The sequence below is a fragment of the Cognatundibacterium curvum genome (genome assembly GCF_014284235.1).
GTDB classification, from domain to species: Bacteria; Pseudomonadota; Gammaproteobacteria; order Burkholderiales; family Burkholderiaceae_D; genus Undibacterium; species Undibacterium curvum.
Map to the genome: position 1 here is coordinate 186278 of NZ_JACOGD010000005.1, position 17089 is coordinate 203366.

The window sequence follows — 17089 nt, forward strand, 5'->3', positions numbered from 1 at the left end:
GAAGTGCTTAGTTTGAATTCGTTCAGCCGTGGACTTAACGCAATCCCAGTGCCACGGTCTGCTAGTTATGATGATCAGTGTAAGCTGGGTTATGATCGGATTTCTGGCGCGCCGGATGAAGATAACTTTCCATCTGATGTTGCCTCAATGCGCCTTAATCTGAGTGATGAAGACTCCGGGAAGATGGTATGTCACAACAAAAAACAGTATTGATACTGCAGGGGGGCGGAGCCTTAGGCGCCTATCAGGCAGGGGTTTTTCAGACTTTGCATGAACAAGGAACAGACCTGGATTGGGTGATAGGAACTTCTATCGGTGCGATCAACAGTGCTTTGATCGCAGGCAACCCACCGGAACAGCGGCTCGCGCAATTACAGGCATTTTGGAACAGCCTGGCCCCGGATGCTTTGCACAGAGAGCAGTTCTGGCCCTGGAGCGGGATGCTGAAAAATCTCAGTACCATGGGTATTTTGCTCAATGGCGTGAATGGCTTTTTCAAGCCACGACCCGGTGCAGCCTGGGATATGCAGCGCACCGTTCCCTTGTCTGAAGCTGGCTTTTATGACACTTCAGAGTTGAAAACGACACTGCATCAGTATGTCGATTTTGAATACCTCAACCAGGGACATATGCGGCTCAGCATCTGTGCGGTGGATCTGGATGATGGGCAAAGTGTGGTGTTTGATAATACGAAACAAGTCATCACTGCCGAACACATTATGGCTAGCGGTGCCTTGCCGCCTGGCTTCCCGCCTGTGCTGATTGATGGTCGTGCCTATTGGGATGGCGGGGTGTATTCGAATTCGCCGCTGAGTATTTTTCTTGAAGAGGAAGAAAACGAAGATGCCCTGTGCTTTATGGTGGACTTGTGGGACCCGACTGAAAGCAGGCCAGCCTCGATTGCAGAGGTGATGACGCGCTATAAAAACATACAGTATGCCAGCCGCTCACGGGAATTATTGATGATGCATCAGAAAATGCAGAATATGCAGCGTGCAATTCGTACGCTTACTAAGCATTTACCCGCGTCGGCACGCCAGGATAAGCAATTGCAGCCGCTGATGAAAATGGGCTGCGATCATACGGTGAATGTGGTGCATCTGATTATGAAGGCGCTGCCGGATGAACATTATTTTAAAGACGTAGACTTTAGTGCCAGTACCATCCAGACCCGCTGGCAGGCAGGTGTGCATGACTGTGAGCGTGCATTGCGGCACAAGTCCTGGCTACAGCCTTTACCGCCCCATGCCGGACTGGTCATACACGAGCTGCCTCAGGAATAAAGTACAAAGCAGGTCTGCCAGCAGCGAAATGTACAGCATACAAAAAAGGCACTCATCAGAGTGCCTTTTAGCATGAAAGGAGCAGTAAGCAACTTAGTGAAAACTGCTTAATTAAAGCTGCTGAGGGCACCCTTCATTTTTTTCAGTGCCGCACTTTCGATCTGGCGGATACGTTCTGCAGATACGCCATATTCATCGGCCAGTTCATGCAAGGTGGCGCCGGAGCCATCGTCGTTTTTCAACCAGCGCGATTCGATAATATGACGTGAACGCGGGTCCAGTTTGGCCAATGCTGATTCCAGTCCTTCGCTTTGCAATCTGTCGTACTGACGGGTTTCCAGTACGCGCGTCGGTTCTTCAGACTCGGTTTTCAGATAGGCGATAGGTGCAAATTTGTCGTCATCATCATCGCCAGGTGCATCCAGTGCAATATCGTGGCCGGACAAACGCATTTCCATCTCGATCACTTCCTCGCGTTTGACGTCCAGCGATTTAGCCAGCGCATCGATTTGCTTAGGCGACATCGCTTCCAGGCCTTCTTTATGGCTGCGCAGATTAAAGAACAGCTTGCGCTGTGCTTTAGTGGTGGCCACTTTGACCAGACGCCAGTTTTTCAGAATGTATTCATGCATCTCGGCTTTGATCCAGTGCATCGCATAAGACACCAGACGCACACCCTGATCGGGATCGAAACGTTTGACGGCTTTCATCAGGCCGATATTGCCTTCCTGAATCAGGTCAGCATGCGGCAATCCATAGCCCAGATAGCCACGGGCAATAGAAACCACCAGGCGTAAGTGAGACAACACCAGTTGCTGCGCTGCAGCCAGATCATTCTGGTTACGCAAACGCGTTGCGAGGTCGATTTCTTCTTCGTGGGTCAGCATAGGCAGCCTGTTAACAGCAGAGATATAGGCGTCAATATTACCGAGCGTGCCACTGAAACCCAGTGTCAGCGCGTGGCTGTCAGTTGCCGGGATAAGTTGTGTCGATGTCATTACTATTGTTCCTCCTCATTGCTGCCTGAGTCCAAGCACTCAGATCAAACAGGTCAAGTACCTATATTAGCACTCTCTGACAAAGAGTGCTAACAATCTGAAAAAATGCTTCAAGGCAATTAATTTTTGCCTGCATGAGCGATTTTCCAGACACAGTCAGTACTGCTTAGTGCAGACACAATAGACTAAGAAAAAGGTGAAAAGTTGCATTGCAATAGAAAATTACAATGGAGAGTTGTTGTTCTGAGGAATACAAAGAGGGATGCCGGGCTGTGTTGGTGCAGCCCGGCATACGAACTCAGCTGGCGCGTGCGAGTTGCCTGCGTACTGACAGATAAGCGCCGATCAGGCCCAGACAGACACTGGCACCGAGCAAGGCCAGGCTGGGTAACAGGCCGAGCGGCAGCAGTCGGAATTCTGAGGCATACAGCTTGGCAAATTCTGCGATGGCCTGATTCAGCGGCTGCAGACTGGCTGCAATCACGCCCAGCGCAATCGCGCCTGCCAGTATGCCCAGAAAGGCACCCGTGTAGTAATAAGGCCGGTGAATAAAGGTATTGGTGGCACCCAGCAGTCGTGTCACGGAAATTTCAGCCTGATGAGAAATGACTTGCAAGCGGGTTGCATTAAACACCACTACGACCACCACTACGCCGAGTGTAATCGCCATAAACAGCAAGCCCATCTGGAAAATCTGCACCAGCGCCGCCAGTCGTTTGACCCAGGCGGAGTCTACCTGCACCACGTCCACATCCGGCAGTGTGCGCAGTTGTTCCACTAATTTTTCCAGCTTATCGGTATCCTGATTTGATAAAGACAGTACATAGGCATCTGGCAGCGGATTGCCGCCCAGCGTGGACAGGACTTCGGCGATGCTGGAGGCATCCTGCATCGCGGCCAGCGCTTTTTCTTTGGGGGTGAAACTGAGTTTAGCGCTGATGTTCTGGTCTTTCAGCAGCTTTTTGATCGGTATGGACAGGGCAGTCGCGCTGCTACGTTGCGTATCTGGCGTCAGGAAAATACTGATTTCCGGTTCTATCGACAGTTGTGCTGACACCGGGCGTATATTTTCTATCAGGGTCAGACCGGCAATCGGCAAGGCCAGCGCGATTGCAACCACCAACACATTAAATAAAAAATTCCCAGGAGCGGCACGTAAATGGGTCAGTGCGCTTTTGATCGCAAACAGATGTTCTCTCAACCAGATGGTCATGTCATTTCCTTGCAGGCTAAGGTTCAGGCGGCGACAGCGGCTTGCCAGGAGTCGGCTACCTGTCCGTGACGCAGGTAAATCACGCGGCTGGCCTGATCCAGAAATTGTTCATCATGGCTGGAAATCACGCAGGTCACACCGGCACTCTGAAAAATCTTGAGCGCGCTGAGTACCTTATTCGCATTATCGCGGTCCAGGAAAGCGGTTGGTTCATCGGCCAGAATAATTTTGGGCCGGTTCACAATCGCACGCGCAATCGCCACCCGCTGTTGTTCGCCGCCCGACAATTCCATAGGCATGGCCTGTGCCTTATCTGGCAGGCCGACCTTGTCGAGCGCAATGCGTGCGCGTGATTCGGCTTCGCTGGCGGAGGCGCCGGTCACAATCAGCGGTAACATCACATTGGCCAGCACATGGCGGTCAGACAGCAGTTTCTGATCCTGCAGTATAAGCCCCAGCTTGCGCCGCAGATAGGGCAGACTGCCTGCTTTGAGTTTGCTGATGTCCTGGCCATTAACGATCACACGGCCACTGCTGGGTTTTTCTATACCAGCGATCATTTTCAATAAAGTCGATTTCCCCGCACCGGAAGCACCGGCCAGAAAAATCAGCTCTCCATCGGGGATAGAGAGCGACACATCGCGCAGCGCATAGGCATCGCGGGAATACTGCTTACTGACATTATCAAATTCGATCATGGTAGCTCGCTTTTAATTGAGCAGGGCGTCAACAAATTCCTGGGCATTGAAAGGCTGCAAATCCTCTATCTGTTCACCGATGCCGATGAAATAGACCGGTATCGGGCGAGTTTTAGCAATCGCTGCCAGCACACCGCCTTTGGCTGTGCCATCGAGTTTGGTGATCACCAGTCCGGTGAGTTGCAGTGCATCGTCAAATGCCTTGACCTGGGCCAGCGCATTCTGGCCAGTATTGCCATCGATGATTAACAGCACTTCCTGAGGTGCGCCATCCATACCCTTGGCAATCACGCGCTTAATCTTTTTCAGCTCTTCCATCAGATGCAGCTGAGTCGGCAAACGGCCTGCGGTATCCACCATCACCACATCGGTACCGCGCGCTTTGGCTGAAGCAACCGCGTCAAAAGCGACCGCGGCCGGATCACCGGATTCCTGAGCAATCACGGTCACGTCATTACGTTCGCCCCAAATCGTCAGCTGTTCACGCGCCGCAGCACGGAAAGTATCGCCTGCCGCCAGTACTACCGATTGCTGGTGGGTCTGCATATGTTTCGCCAGCTTGCCTATGGTGGTGGTTTTACCCGCACCATTGACGCCCGCGATCATCATGACCAGAGGCTGATACTGGCCCAGCACTAAGGGCTTTTGCAGTGGTGTCAGCAAATCGATCAGTAAGGTTTTGAGCGCAGCTTTGACCTGTACTGCTTCTGTCAGCTTTTCTTCTTTGACTTTCTTTTTCAGTGCATCGAGCAAAAACAGGGTTGCTTCCACGCCTGCGTCTGAAGTCAGCAAGGCCGCTTCCAGCTCATCGTATAAGTCATCGTCGATGCGCGCACCGATGAACAGCGTGGTCAGATTGGACGAGGTTTTAGCAAGTCCTGCTTTCAGGCGGCTCAGCCAGGAGCGCTTTTGTTCCGGCGCAGGCGCGGGTGCTGCGACGATTTCTGCGGGCTGCGCTGCGCTAGCCGGTACTTCTTGCACGTCCTGGGCTGGCGGTGTGGCCACTGCAGGCGTAACAGACGCAGGGGCCGGGCTAGTGGTCAAGGGGGCGGCTGGCGCTGGCGCCGGTGCTGCCGGAGCACTGGCTGGCTGTTCCGGCACGGGCGCCGGTTCTTTGGGTTTTCGTTTGAAAAAGCTAAACATCGGGGATGAATTTGTCGAGTGCGGGAAGGTATACCTCACTTCCCTGGATTAGAATGCTGCCATTCTAACAGACAGCGCTGGGTAAAATGACTTACCCATGTCATGCAAACAATGAAAACAACTGGCAAAAAAAATGTCGCGCCCAAACGAGCCACTCATCAGATACGCATCATAGGCGGTCAGTGGAAGCGCAGTGTGCTGAACGTGATTGAGGCGGAGGGCTTGCGTCCTACCCCCGACCGTGTGCGTGAAACGGCGTTTAACTGGCTCAATCACTTGTTTGATGCCTACTGGGCACAACGTCAGTGTCTGGATCTGTTTGCGGGCAGCGGTGCACTCGGTTTCGAAGCTGCCAGTCGTGGTGCGCAGAGCGTGACGATGGTGGAAAACCATACTCAGGCCTACCAGCAGTTAGCTGAGGTCAAAAGTAAGCTGGGTGCTGAGCAATGCCAGTTACTGCGCAGTGATGCGCAAAAAGCAACAGCACAACTGATCACTCAGGGAAAACAGTATGATTTGATTTTCCTGGACCCGCCGTTTGGCAAAGACTGGCTGCATAAAATGTTGCCATTTTGCCTAACACTACTGCAGCCTAAGGGCGTATTGTATGTTGAGGCGGAATTTGCACTGAATCCCGAAGCGGATGATGTCCACATGCAGGAATTGTTGCGAGGTTGGCAGGTGTTGCGGGCCGATAAGGCAGGAAGTGTGTATTTTCACCTTCTGCAGCGCAGCAATTTGGCGCATGAGGCGCACGAAATTGAGGCATAATGCCGTTTCAAATTGTTTAGGACTGTCGCACAGGCGCCCCAGCGACCTTATGGTTCCTTGCCGTACAAATGTACTGTCTGCGTGACCATAGCTTACCGGCAAAATGTTGTGTCAGTCCTATTGTTAAGTCTTGGTGCAAACCCTGTACGATAAGTGAAAAAAAAGGGAGTGAAGATGGTCACAGCCGTTTATCCGGGAACATTCGATCCTTTGACCCGTGGTCATGAGGATTTGGTACGTCGCGCCTCAGGCTTATTCGATACGCTGGTGGTGGGCGTTGCCGACAGTAAGAGCAAACGCCCTTTTTTCTCACTGGAAGAGCGCCTGAGTATCGCCAATGAGGTTTTGGGGCATTATCCGAATGTGCGGGTAGAGAGCTTTTCCGGCTTGTTAAAAGACTTTGTACGAAAAAACGACGCCCGTGTGATCGTGCGCGGTTTGCGTGCTGTGTCGGATTTTGAATATGAGTTTCAGATGGCAGGCATGAACCGCTATTTGCTGCCGGATGTAGAGACCTTGTTTCTGACGCCGTCGGATCAGTATCAGTTCATCTCCGGCACCATCGTGCGTGAAATTGCAATGTTTGGCGGCGATGTCTCCAAATTTGTATTCCCTTCAGTAGACCGTTGGCTCAAGCAGAAAGTCGCTGCGCTCAACGAAAATAAGTAAGCTGTACCACACCCTGCCGGACACGCAGGCAGGGTGGTTTTCAGAAAGAGATAGACATGGCGTTAATGATTACAGACGATTGCATTAATTGCGACGTTTGCGAACCCGAGTGCCCCAATGATGCCATCTTCATGGGCCCGGAAATTTATGAAATCGATGCGCACAAATGCACCGAATGCGTAGGTCACTACAAAGAGCCGCAATGCAAGCAGGTTTGTCCGGTCAACTGTATTCCGTTTAATCCTGAATGGCGTGAGACGCCAGCTCAGCTGCAAGCCAAATACGAGCGGCTGCAGGCGGAACAGAAATAACTAACTTCGTATATACAGCAGCGCTTCCTGCGCTGTGCTTACTGATAGCAGACGCGGTTACGGCCACCATGTTTGGCTGCATATAAAGCGTGGTCAGCACGCGCCAGCATCTCGCGAGCAACATGGTTAGCATCGCCGAAATTCTCTTGTAATCCGACCACCGTGAGGCCGATGGAAATACTGGTCTTGCACTGTCCGCCATCAGTCAGTGCAAACGGGCTGGATGCGATACTGCGCCGTATGCGTTCGGCCACCAGCGCAGCATCGTGCAGGCTGGTATTGATGAGCAAGACCACAAACTCTTCGCCGCCAAAACGTCCCAGCGTATCACTGAGCCGCAGCTCGGCCTTGATGCGGCGCGCTACTTCACACAGCACATCATCACCACCCTGATGACCGCACTGGTCATTGATGTTTTTGAAGTAGTCGATATCCAGATACATGCAGGCGATGCTGTAATTCTGGCGTCTGGCACGTGCAATTTCTTCCAGCATGCGCTGTTCCACATAGCGCCGGTTGCTGACCTGAGTCAGCGGGTCGGTCAGGCCGATATAGACCAGACGCTCATTATTGAGCACGTTTTCCAGACAGATCGCAATGATGGAACCCAGGCGTTCAATAAAGTCGGTCGCCATACTGTGTTGAAAACGATCTGCCTGCAGGCTGCCCAGATTCAGATAACCGATCAGCTTATTTTGACGCAGCAGCGGTATCACAGCCACGCTGCGTGGCTTTTTGTGACAGCAGCGGAACAGGCGTGCATGGTGCAGGTCTTGATAAGGCCCCAGTACAGGCTTGAGTAAAGGCAGGCTGTGGATCTGTAATTCTTTACTGTGGCGTATGAAATGCAGATGCGGAAATGAAGACAGATCGATACGCAGATCCGCCAGCATTTTTTGCAGGTCTGTGCGCGCATCGAGTAAGATCAGCGTCACCATATCAAGCTCGGATGTAATCGCGAGCGCACTGAAAATATGACTGATCAGTTCTTCAAAATGGCTGGCACCAATGATCTTCAGATCGAAGTGCTGATGCCGCTCCATGATGTTCTGATTGCGGTGCGCCTGCTCCAGGATATCTTGCAGACGTGTACGCAGCAGGAGATTTTCCTGACGCATTTGCTCGAGCTGATGCTGGATATGGGCCGGATGCAGAGTGTGGTTCATGGTGATCTGATGGCTTCCCGGTCTCAGAATGCGATTTCTATGTCCAGCAGCGCACCGACTTGCAGTGTCTTGCCCAGCCCTTGTGCCACCACCAGATTCACACCAAAGGTAGTTTCACCGTCGACCTTGGGATTGGACCGATAGCTTTGCAGTATATCGACCGGATTCCATCCGGCTACCCCGCTGGCCTGATCGACCGCTGGCATAGGGCAGCGCGTGCAGGGTTTGACAGCACGTAATTCCACGCCATCACTGAAAACAAAATGCGCTGCATAATCTTCTTCAAACGCAGGACTGTCTGCGATCACCAGATTGGGCCGGAAGCGATTGATGGGAACGGCTGCATGGCCTTGCGCGACAGCGCGCTGATTCAGATCGTCCAGCGAGGATTGTGCCGCCAGCAGAAAAGGATAGCCGTCGGCGAACAGCGTGCGCACGCCAGGCTCACCGGTCCATTTGAGGCTGGCTGTACGTTGCGCGTGTGGCGCAACTTTCACCAGGCGGCAGTCCAATCCCAGCGCAGCAGAAAACCATGCAGCTATCGTATCGCCCGCATCCAGCGCAGGCAGCGTATCGTCCCATACCGTCACCGCTAATTCACGCTGCCAGACGATGTCAGGTGGCAGCAGTACATCTGGCTGGCCGCTCCAGCTGACGCGCAGCACGCCATCCTCGATCTGGGTGCGCAGGCGCGCCATCTGTGGCTGGCTGCGTTGTGTCAGGAACTGACCATCAGGCGTGACCAGCATCCATTCACGGTCACGTACACCCTGATACTCCAGTCCGCTCTCACCGATGACTGCACTGCTCAGGCTGATACCGGCACAGGATTTAATCGGGTAGAGATTGAGCTCGCTGAGATAGGGCATGCGGATTCCGGCAAAAGAAAATACTGAAGCAGATATTGTAGAACGGTTGTGTTCAGTCAGTGTTACACTTTTTCTGCACCTTGCTTTTTTATGTCATCTTGCAACGACAAACGCTCTGCTTCGTTCACTTCGTGGGCGCAACACAGCGACAGCCTGAGCGCAGTCAGGCCGGCTCAGCAGTGCGGAATTGCTGGCGGTAAGAAGACGGTGAAATCTGTAATTCCCGCGCGAAGTAACGCCGCATCATCAGCGCCGAGCCAAAGCCGCTTTGCAGTGCGATCTGTTCTATGCCCAGCTCACTGCTTTCCAATGCGCGCTGTGCATGGTTCAGCCGCTGATACAGCAGCCATTTGCCGGGGCTGCTGCCGGTTTGCTGCTGAAAATGGCGGGTGAAGCTGCGCCGGCTCATACAGGCACGCGATGCCAGTTCATCGACAGACGGCGTTTCACACAAGTGCGCCAGCATCCAGTCCATCACCTGCGTCAGCCGCTGGTCGCTGGCGGACTCCGGCAGTGGCCGCTCTATGTACTGCGCCTGACCACCTTGCCGGTGCGGTGCCACCACCAGTTTGCGTGCTACTTGTGCCGCCGCTTCGGGGCCGCATTGTGTGCGCAGAATATGCAGGCAGCAGTCAATCGCCGCTGCGGTGCCTGCCGAAGTCATCACGTCAGCATGCGCGACATACAGCACATCCGGCGCCAGAATCACCTCTGGAAAACGCAGCGCAAATTCGTTCGCTGCAGCCCAATGTGTGGTTGCGGTGCGCCCTTGCAGTAAGCCGCATTGTGCCAGTACGAATGCGCCCAGACACAGGCCGACCATCATTGCTCCAGCCGCATGGGCTTTCCTCAGTTGTGTCAGTAATTCGGGTGAGGCAGGGCGCAGATCCTGGTGCCAGGACGGAATGATCACGATATTGGCCTCACGCAGCGTGCGATAACCATAGCGCGGCTCTATGTAAAAACCAGCGCTGCTGCGCAGTTTGCGGCTGCCACGCCGGGTTTCTGCAGCACAGACTCTGACTTCAAATGCAGCTTGTTCAGCGGTCTGGACTGACTCGCCAAACACCAGGCTGGGGACCGATAAATGAAACGGGCTGATGCCATCAAAGGCAAGCACCGCAACCTGTACTGGCGTAGAAGAAAGGGCAGATGTCGTCATGGCCTGATTGTATCGGTAAATGGCAATCGGGTCACTCTGCAGATGCAGCGAATTCATCCACAATCCCACTCCATGCAGTTCAACTCTGCTGCCCGTCCTGAATCTGACTGTACTAAACAGCCTTGACCAAACCGAAAGGAAATCCTATGTCCACATTGAACCAGACTGCAGCGGCACCGCGTCGCGCCCTGATAGTGATCGACGTCCAGAATGAATATTTCAGCGGCCAGATGCGTATCAGCTACCCCGATCCACAAACCTCCCTGCAACAGATAGGCCGCGCCATGGACGCCGCCCATCAGGCTGGCATACCAGTCTTCGTGATTCAGCATTCGGCACCGGAAAATTCACCCATATTCGCACGCGGTTCTGCCAGCTGGACTTTGCATGAAGAAGTCGCACGCCGTCCATCGACCGCACAGATAGAAAAGACAATGGCGAGTTCATTCACCGGAACCACGCTGGACGCACAATTGCAGGCCTTGCAGATCGATACCCTGAGCATCGTTGGCTATATGACGCATAACTGCAATGCCAGCACTATATTTGAAGCGGCCCATCGCGGCTATCAGGTCGAAATCTTAAGCGATGCCAGTGGTTCTCTGCCTTACCGCAATGCGGCTGGTGCTGCCAGCGCAGAAGAAATCCACCGCGTCTTTCAGGTGGTATTCCATTCCAATTTCGCGAGTTCTTGCAGCACGGATCAGTGGTTAGCCGCACTTGCTCAACAAGTCTCGCTCAGCCACAGCAATGTGTATGTATCGCATCAGGATGCGCTTAGCAAACCGTAAGCAAGCCCTAAGCGCTGATGCCAATAAAAAAGCGGAGCGTGGTATGGGCTCCGCTTTTTAGCGTACAGTCAGGTCTTACCAGATAGGATTTTAGGTATTAGCTTTTAGTTATTGAGTAATTAATGTGACTTTAAAGTAGTAAATAATTGGATTTGTATATCTGTATCCATTTCTATGTTTATTTCTTCGAAGCTTGTGACACATTCATGTTCGGTGAAGGAGTAGTTTGTGTTTCATCGTAGATTTTATCTGGCGTTTTCTTTTAAAAATTTTCGCAGAAACGAGTAGCTGTTTTTCATGAAAAGAGCGGGGAACGGGATTGCTGAAATTTTGGGTGAGTGCGTATTTGCAATCTAGGTACCGTCAATTTTCACAAAAAAAAACCAGAAATTCTCTACTGCAAACAGCAGCTAGTTTTCAGCATCGCTTGCCACAATTTGTTGCGTGAAAATTCCCTCATAGGATGCCATTCAATAGTGGTTGTGCGCCATGCTATTGAGTCCGGTTTAAATGTATTGTTACGCACCAAATTGATTGGTCTGATACACCCCGACCAATAATTTTCCAGACTCGGCACATAGCTGAGGGTCAAAAATAGTCAAAAAAGCGGCAGGGCTAATCTTCTAAGAATCACTCATTCACGGTGTGTTTCTCGATAGTTTGGACGGAAAGATTGCCTGGTAATGGTTCAGGTTACTCAGATACGATGCGCTTGAAATAGTGGAAAGGAAACCAAGTGCCAACATAGATCCAGCCTTCAGTCTCCATTTGGGTCCGTTTGCTCGTTATTTTGAATGAATACAATCGGCAATGTTCCCATATTTTATTGGAGGCCATGACTGTGAGAAATAATGGGCCAAAACCAATTAGGTGATAGCCGTTTTTTTCTTCCACCTTGAGAATATCCATCTCATTTAAAGCGGTAGCCCCAGAAATGCGTTTAGTATTATCCGCAGGCAACTCAGGAAAGTCTTCGGGGGCAAAACGCTGCTGTGCCGCTTGACGAGTAATACCCATGACTGAGCCAATTTCCGACCACGGAATGTCTGATCGACGAGCCTGGAGTACTGCAGTGCGTTGTAGTTTTCCGCAAAGTTCAACCGATTCGCTGGTGGCATCAACCAAACGGAGCAAAAAAGCGGGATCAGTTTCCGAACTCTTTGATAGACCCGCGTGTTTCAGGATAGCCTTTTCTATGTCATTACGTAAACCAGTATGGCCGAGGGACTCGCCAACACTGTGGGTGGGTTTCATCATTTTCTCCTTAAATTGGCGTCAATAAAGTATTGACTAGTCAAGAGTAGATTGATGACTTTGATTTGTCAATAGTTTATTGACGTTGAAAACTGAGGTGTGCATGGCAGCACTAAGGTTAAGTTCAGAGAAAGTTTTTAAGTTGTGGTTTTGTAGAATACTTTTGCGTAGAAGATCTACGAAACCGCGACTTAAAAACGGTCCGATGCAAAGCCTAGTTCGGATGTACGTTAAAAGTGAAGTAACTTGTAAATGAAATGAAACGTCACCGGCAACAAAAAAGCCGCGAATCATCGCGGCTTTTTTGCATCCAGGTCTATTCAGATTTTTCGTAACTTCATAAAACCGATTGAAACCTGCTTAGCAGGTTTATACATTGAACAGGAAGTTCAGTACGTCACCGTCTTTGACGATGTACTCTTTACCTTCAGCGCGCATTTTGCCTGCTTCTTTGGCACCGGCTTCGCCTTTGAACTGGATGTAGTCATCAAATGCGATGGTTTGGGCGCGGATGAAGCCGCGTTCGAAGTCGGTGTGGATCACGCCGGCTGCCTGTGGTGCAGTGTCACCAACGTGGATAGTCCAGGCGCGTACTTCTTTGACGCCGGCGGTGAAGTAAGTTTGCAGACCCAATAATTTGAAACCAGCGCGGATCAGGCGATCCAGGCCTGGCTCTTCCATGCCCATATCGGCCAGGAAGTCGGCTTTATCGGCATCATCCAGGTCAGCGATTTCCGCTTCTATCGCTGCGCAGATAGAGACGATAGGCGCGTTCTGGGATTTAGCGTATTCGGTCAGCTGGTCCAGCAAAGGATTATTAGTGAAGCCGTCGTCTGCCACATTGGCGACATACATCGCTGGTTTAGCAGTGATCAGGCACAGTGGCTTGAGCAAGGCCATTTCTTCGGCATCCAGACCCAGTGCGCGTACTGGCTTGGCATCGTTCAGCGCCGGCATGAGGCGCTCTAACAAGGCAACCAGCTTGGCGGCGTCTTTGTCGCCGGAGCGGGCTTTTTTGTTTTCGCGATGGATCGCTTTTTCCACGCTGCCCATGTCGGCCAATGCCAGTTCGGTCTGTATCACTTCGATGTCATCGAGCGGGCTGACTTTACCGGCGACGTGGATCACGTTCGGGTCTTCAAAGCAGCGTACTACGTTGACGATCGCATCGGTTTCGCGGATGTGTGCCAGGAACTGATTGCCCAGGCCTTCACCTTTGGATGCACCGGCCACCAGACCTGCGATGTCAACGAACTCCACGATGGCGTTCTGGACGCGCTCAGGTTTCACGATCTCAGACAGCTGTTTCAGGCGTGGATCAGGAACTTCCACCACACCGACGTTAGGCTCAATGGTGCAGAAAGGGTAGTTTTCTGCCGGGATGCCCGCTTTAGTCAGTGCATTGAATAAGGTGGATTTGCCGACGTTAGGCAGGCCGACGATGCCGCATTTGAGACTCATGATATTTTGCCAGTAAGATGGAATTAACCCGCTATTTTACCGGAATTAGCCGTCAATCTGATCCTGCCTTGACTGATCCTGTGCAAATAAGCGAGTAACAGGATGCCAGCCACGGTCAGACCGGATACCAGACCTATCCAGAAACCTGCTGCCGCCATCGGCGTTTGTGGTCGCCAAGGCAACCAGTCTGGTGCTATCCCCAGACCTAACAGGCAGCCGATAGGCAGCGCAAAGCCGTAAAAGGCCATCAGGTGGATCAGCATAGGGGTGCGTGTGATTTTGTAACCCCGGATTGCACAGGACGTGGTGACCTGGGCGGCATCCGATAACTGGAATATCGCTGCGAATAACAATAAGTCCGCAGTCAGACGCTGTACCGCCGGGTCCGAGGTGTAAGCGGCAGCGATCAGGTCACGGAATATCGTGATCAGGCTGGCCGACAGTACAGAAAAAATCACCCCCAGACTGACGCCGACCCAGGAAACAAATCGTGCGCGCTCTGCATCGCCTTCCCCCAGACTTTGTCCGACCCGGGTGGTGAGGGCGATGCCTATGCTCATCGGCACCATAAACACCAGCGAAGAGAAATTCAATGCGATCTGGTTGGATGAGACTTCGATCACACCAAAGCGCGCGATCAGCAGGCCGACTGCAGAAAATGCCGAGACTTCAGCAAAATAAGTCACGCCTATCGGCAGACCCAGCTTCAGCATGGAGCGGATTTCCGGCCAGTGTGGCGCTTCTGACTGATGGAAAGGATAGGTCTCCCGATACACCGGCGAACGCCGCATCCACCACAGCATCGCTCCCAGCATCAGCCAGATACCCAGTCCGGTCGCCAGTGCACAGCCGCTGGCGCCCAGTTGAGGCAAGCCAAAGCGGCCATAGATGAACAGCCAGTTAATGATGATATTGAATACCAGTCCGGCGACTGCGATCAGCATCACGGGTTTGGTTTGATTCAGGCTGGTGGTATAGCCATACAGCGCACGGTATATCGCGAATGCTGGCATGCCTATGCTGATGATATGCACAAAGCGCGCGGCTTTTTCCTGTACCTGTGGCTCCAGCATCAGATAGTCAAACACCAGGGTGGACGCATTCAGTAACACGCAACCGGCCAGGCCTATGCCCATCCCCATCCACATCGACTGCCGAACCACATGCGGCACGCGCTGGGTTTGCCCGGCGCCGACTTCATGTGACACCACAGCATTGACCGCCATCATCACACCCATCGCGGTCACCAGCACGATAGTCCAGAGTGAGGTGCCAAGCGATACCGCAGCCAGTTCTTCGGCACTGAAGTGGCCGGTCATGGCGACGTCCGCCACGCCCATGCCTACGGTGGCGAGTTGTCCTATTAATACTGGCCAGGCTAAATGCCATAGTGCGGCGGCTTCGGTGCGGATGCGGGTTTTCATGACGAGACTAGTGAAATGCTATTACAGCTGGACCCGCATCTTACCTTATCTGAGCGTATGCACTCAAATGGTGCTGTCCGCTAAAGCTGTCTGAGCTGCGCTACATTGCTGGCATATGCTGAGCTTCTGGTGTGTCCTTCAGCCACAGTTCGCAGAACGACACAAAGCCCAGCGGCGTCATGCGCACTCCGGCTACATGTGGTGCCACGCTGACGAAATGATTTTCGTGGGACACCGGTATCAGCCATCCGTCTTCGACTAATTGCTGACCGATACGCGCGTAGGCAGGCATTCTGCTGGCGCTGTCAGGCTCAGCCTGTATGTGCCGCAATTGCTGATCGATTTGCTGCCATACCGCTTCCGGCATCCAGCGCCGGTACAGGGTGTCGGCGCTAAACCATTCAAAGCAGCCAAAGTCCTGATCATCGTGCATGATTTCTCTGGCGAGATATAAGTCGCATTCCTGCATCCAGTCGCGGCTCATCTGTTCCTTGAAGTTGACAGTGCGCCATTCGACTTCCAGTCCGGCAGCCTGTAGCCTGGCTTGTATCAATGCACCGAGGTGCAGAATTTCATTCGATTGTCCGGTCACAAAACGCAGCTTGCTGCCACGCCGGAAAGCAGGGCATTCGCCCGCACGCGCGACGCGGTGGGTCCAGCCCGGCAGTAAGCCCGCTGCCGGTTTGCGCGCCGGGTCATCGGATGGAAACAGAGTTTCCGGTGCCAGCCAGTCGGCCCAGGCCAGCCTTTGTTGTGTGCTGCGGAACAGAGGATGGGCGGGATTGCAGATCAGATGCGTACAGCCGGACTCTGCAATCATGGTGCTTTGCTGTTTTCTGGCGTTTGCCGGATCATAGCCGAACTGTAAATCGAAGCCTGCCTGTTCCGCACTGGGCTGCATCACCCACAGATCGATTTCATCCAGCAAAGCGCCTTCGCGATAATACGATTTAAACGCCTGCAGACTGAGCTGGTAGGGATTATTGCGTATCACTTTAAACGCACCGCAGCCAACCGGAAACTGCGCGAAATTGCGCGCACGCTGGCGTGGCACGATAGAGGACATAGCGGTCGCCAGACAATGCGGCCATAAGTAGTCGCTGTGCTGTAAGTAAAAGCTGATACGTTGATTTGGTCCCAGCTCTATGCGCTTAATATGACGGTACAGGTTTTGATAAATTGAATACTGATCGCGCAGTCGTAAGAACGTCGCTTTCACGTCTTCCGGTCCCAGTTCACTGCCATCATGAAAACTCAGTCCGGGGCGTAACCAGAAGTGCCAGACGCGCGCCTCATCTTCGCTTTCCCAGTGATGCGCAAGTACCGGACGCAGGCTACGCTGCTGATGATCAAAGGTCAGCAGCCTTGAAAAAATCTGACGGATCAGATGCGCTTCCAGTCTTCCGTATGCATGTAAAGGATCGAGGCTGGCAATGGGCCGGTACAGCGGCATGCGTAACAGCTGTTGCTTACCATCGGATAAGCCCAGATAGGCGGGTAAGCGGCTCGCCAGTTGCTTGCGCTGCGCGCGCCCCAGACTCGCAAAAGCCTGTTCCAGATCGCCGCGTGCGAGCAAGCCCGATAAGTGATCCAGGGCCAGTGCGTCCGGCGTTTTCAATAGCTGCAATTGCGAATGATGGCCACGTCCGCGTGCCGCTGTCCACTGCAGCCAGCCTTGCTCCTGCATTTTGGCCAGCAGATGACGCATATTCCTTTCGCTGCAATGCATGGCCTCTGCCAGCGCAGGCAAACCGGGTTGCTGCCTGCCTTGCATGAGTTCATAGAGCTTGGTGTATTGGTCGCGCAGTTTCATACTTAGGGGCCAGTGAGCATAGACTTATATTCCATCATTGAGACTGAATTATGCAAGCTTAAA

16 protein-coding genes are annotated in these 17089 nt (G+C 52.8%); 5 read left to right on the top strand and 11 right to left on the bottom strand.

Annotation, left to right across the window (positions count from 1 at the left end):
- Nucleotides 1-188: 188 nt before the first annotated feature.
- Nucleotides 189-1283: a patatin-like phospholipase family protein gene (locus H8K43_RS11070; RefSeq protein ID WP_186903896.1), complete on the top strand. Its 1095-nt coding sequence runs from the start codon at nucleotides 189-191 to the stop codon at nucleotides 1281-1283.
- 107 nt (nucleotides 1284-1390) lie between these two features.
- On the opposite strand, the gene rpoH is transcribed toward H8K43_RS11070, so the two are convergent.
- The 4 genes from rpoH to ftsY form a co-directional block, all read right to left on the bottom strand.
- Entirely contained in the window at nucleotides 1391-2281 is an 891-nt protein-coding gene (rpoH, locus tag H8K43_RS11075; protein WP_186903897.1) for an RNA polymerase sigma factor RpoH, read from the bottom strand.
- 298 nt (nucleotides 2282-2579) lie between these two features.
- The gene (locus tag H8K43_RS11080; protein WP_186903898.1) at nucleotides 2580-3494 is read right to left on the bottom strand and encodes a cell division protein FtsX; all 915 of its coding nucleotides are present in this window, start codon (nucleotides 3492-3494) and stop codon (nucleotides 2580-2582) included.
- Between the two features lie 23 nt (nucleotides 3495-3517).
- On the bottom strand, nucleotides 3518-4192 hold the full coding sequence (locus H8K43_RS11085) for a cell division ATP-binding protein FtsE (RefSeq protein ID WP_162019013.1): 675 nt from the start codon (nucleotides 4190-4192) through the stop codon (nucleotides 3518-3520).
- Between the two features lie 12 nt (nucleotides 4193-4204).
- Nucleotides 4205-5335 carry a signal recognition particle-docking protein FtsY gene (gene ftsY / locus H8K43_RS11090; protein ID WP_186903899.1) on the bottom strand — a complete coding sequence of 377 codons (1131 nt, stop codon included), beginning with the start codon at nucleotides 5333-5335 and terminating at the stop codon, nucleotides 4205-4207.
- Between the two features lie 102 nt (nucleotides 5336-5437).
- On the opposite strand from ftsY, the gene rsmD reads away from it, so the two are divergent.
- From rsmD to H8K43_RS11105, 3 genes are all read left to right on the top strand, one after another.
- A complete protein-coding gene (rsmD, locus tag H8K43_RS11095; protein ID WP_186903900.1) occupies nucleotides 5438-6106 on the top strand; it encodes a 16S rRNA (guanine(966)-N(2))-methyltransferase RsmD in 669 nt (222 codons plus the stop codon).
- Nucleotides 6107-6280: 174 nt separating this feature from the next.
- Nucleotides 6281-6775 carry a pantetheine-phosphate adenylyltransferase gene (gene coaD, locus H8K43_RS11100; RefSeq protein ID WP_162019011.1) on the top strand — a complete coding sequence of 165 codons (495 nt, stop codon included), beginning with the start codon at nucleotides 6281-6283 and terminating at the stop codon, nucleotides 6773-6775.
- A 56-nt stretch (nucleotides 6776-6831) separates the two neighbouring features.
- Nucleotides 6832-7086 carry a YfhL family 4Fe-4S dicluster ferredoxin gene (locus H8K43_RS11105; RefSeq protein ID WP_162019010.1) on the top strand — a complete coding sequence of 85 codons (255 nt, stop codon included), beginning with the start codon at nucleotides 6832-6834 and terminating at the stop codon, nucleotides 7084-7086.
- 38 nt (nucleotides 7087-7124) lie between these two features.
- Here H8K43_RS11105 and H8K43_RS11110 read toward each other — a convergent pair whose 3' ends face one another.
- The 3 genes from H8K43_RS11110 to H8K43_RS11120 all read right to left on the bottom strand — a co-directional run bounded on the left by H8K43_RS11110 (nucleotide 7125) and on the right by H8K43_RS11120 (nucleotide 10283).
- Nucleotides 7125-8252 (bottom strand): GGDEF domain-containing protein, encoded by a 1128-nt coding sequence (locus H8K43_RS11110; protein WP_186903901.1) that lies wholly within the window; start codon nucleotides 8250-8252, stop codon nucleotides 7125-7127.
- Nucleotides 8253-8275: 23 nt separating this feature from the next.
- The gene (locus tag H8K43_RS11115) at nucleotides 8276-9121 is read right to left on the bottom strand and encodes an MOSC domain-containing protein (protein ID WP_186903902.1); all 846 of its coding nucleotides are present in this window, start codon (nucleotides 9119-9121) and stop codon (nucleotides 8276-8278) included.
- A gap of 163 nt (nucleotides 9122-9284) precedes the next feature.
- Nucleotides 9285-10283: a GlxA family transcriptional regulator gene (locus H8K43_RS11120; RefSeq protein ID WP_186904035.1), complete on the bottom strand. Its 999-nt coding sequence runs from the start codon at nucleotides 10281-10283 to the stop codon at nucleotides 9285-9287.
- Between the two features lie 146 nt (nucleotides 10284-10429).
- Between H8K43_RS11120 and H8K43_RS11125 the strand changes: the two genes are divergently transcribed.
- Nucleotides 10430-11074: a cysteine hydrolase family protein gene (locus H8K43_RS11125; RefSeq protein WP_186903903.1), complete on the top strand. Its 645-nt coding sequence runs from the start codon at nucleotides 10430-10432 to the stop codon at nucleotides 11072-11074.
- Nucleotides 11075-11767: 693 nt separating this feature from the next.
- Here H8K43_RS11125 and H8K43_RS11130 read toward each other — a convergent pair.
- The 4 genes from H8K43_RS11130 to H8K43_RS11145 form a co-directional block, all read right to left on the bottom strand.
- Complete coding sequence (locus H8K43_RS11130; protein ID WP_186903904.1) at nucleotides 11768-12331, bottom strand: hypothetical protein; 564 nt, start codon at nucleotides 12329-12331, stop codon at nucleotides 11768-11770.
- 366 nt (nucleotides 12332-12697) lie between these two features.
- Complete coding sequence (gene ychF / locus H8K43_RS11135; RefSeq protein WP_162019006.1) at nucleotides 12698-13789, bottom strand: redox-regulated ATPase YchF; 1092 nt, start codon at nucleotides 13787-13789, stop codon at nucleotides 12698-12700.
- Between the two features lie 23 nt (nucleotides 13790-13812).
- On the bottom strand, nucleotides 13813-15213 hold the full coding sequence (locus H8K43_RS11140; RefSeq protein WP_186903905.1) for an MATE family efflux transporter: 1401 nt from the start codon (nucleotides 15211-15213) through the stop codon (nucleotides 13813-13815).
- 100 nt (nucleotides 15214-15313) lie between these two features.
- Complete coding sequence (locus H8K43_RS11145) at nucleotides 15314-17026, bottom strand: SgrR family transcriptional regulator (protein WP_186903906.1); 1713 nt, start codon at nucleotides 17024-17026, stop codon at nucleotides 15314-15316.
- Nucleotides 17027-17089 lie beyond the last annotated feature (63 nt).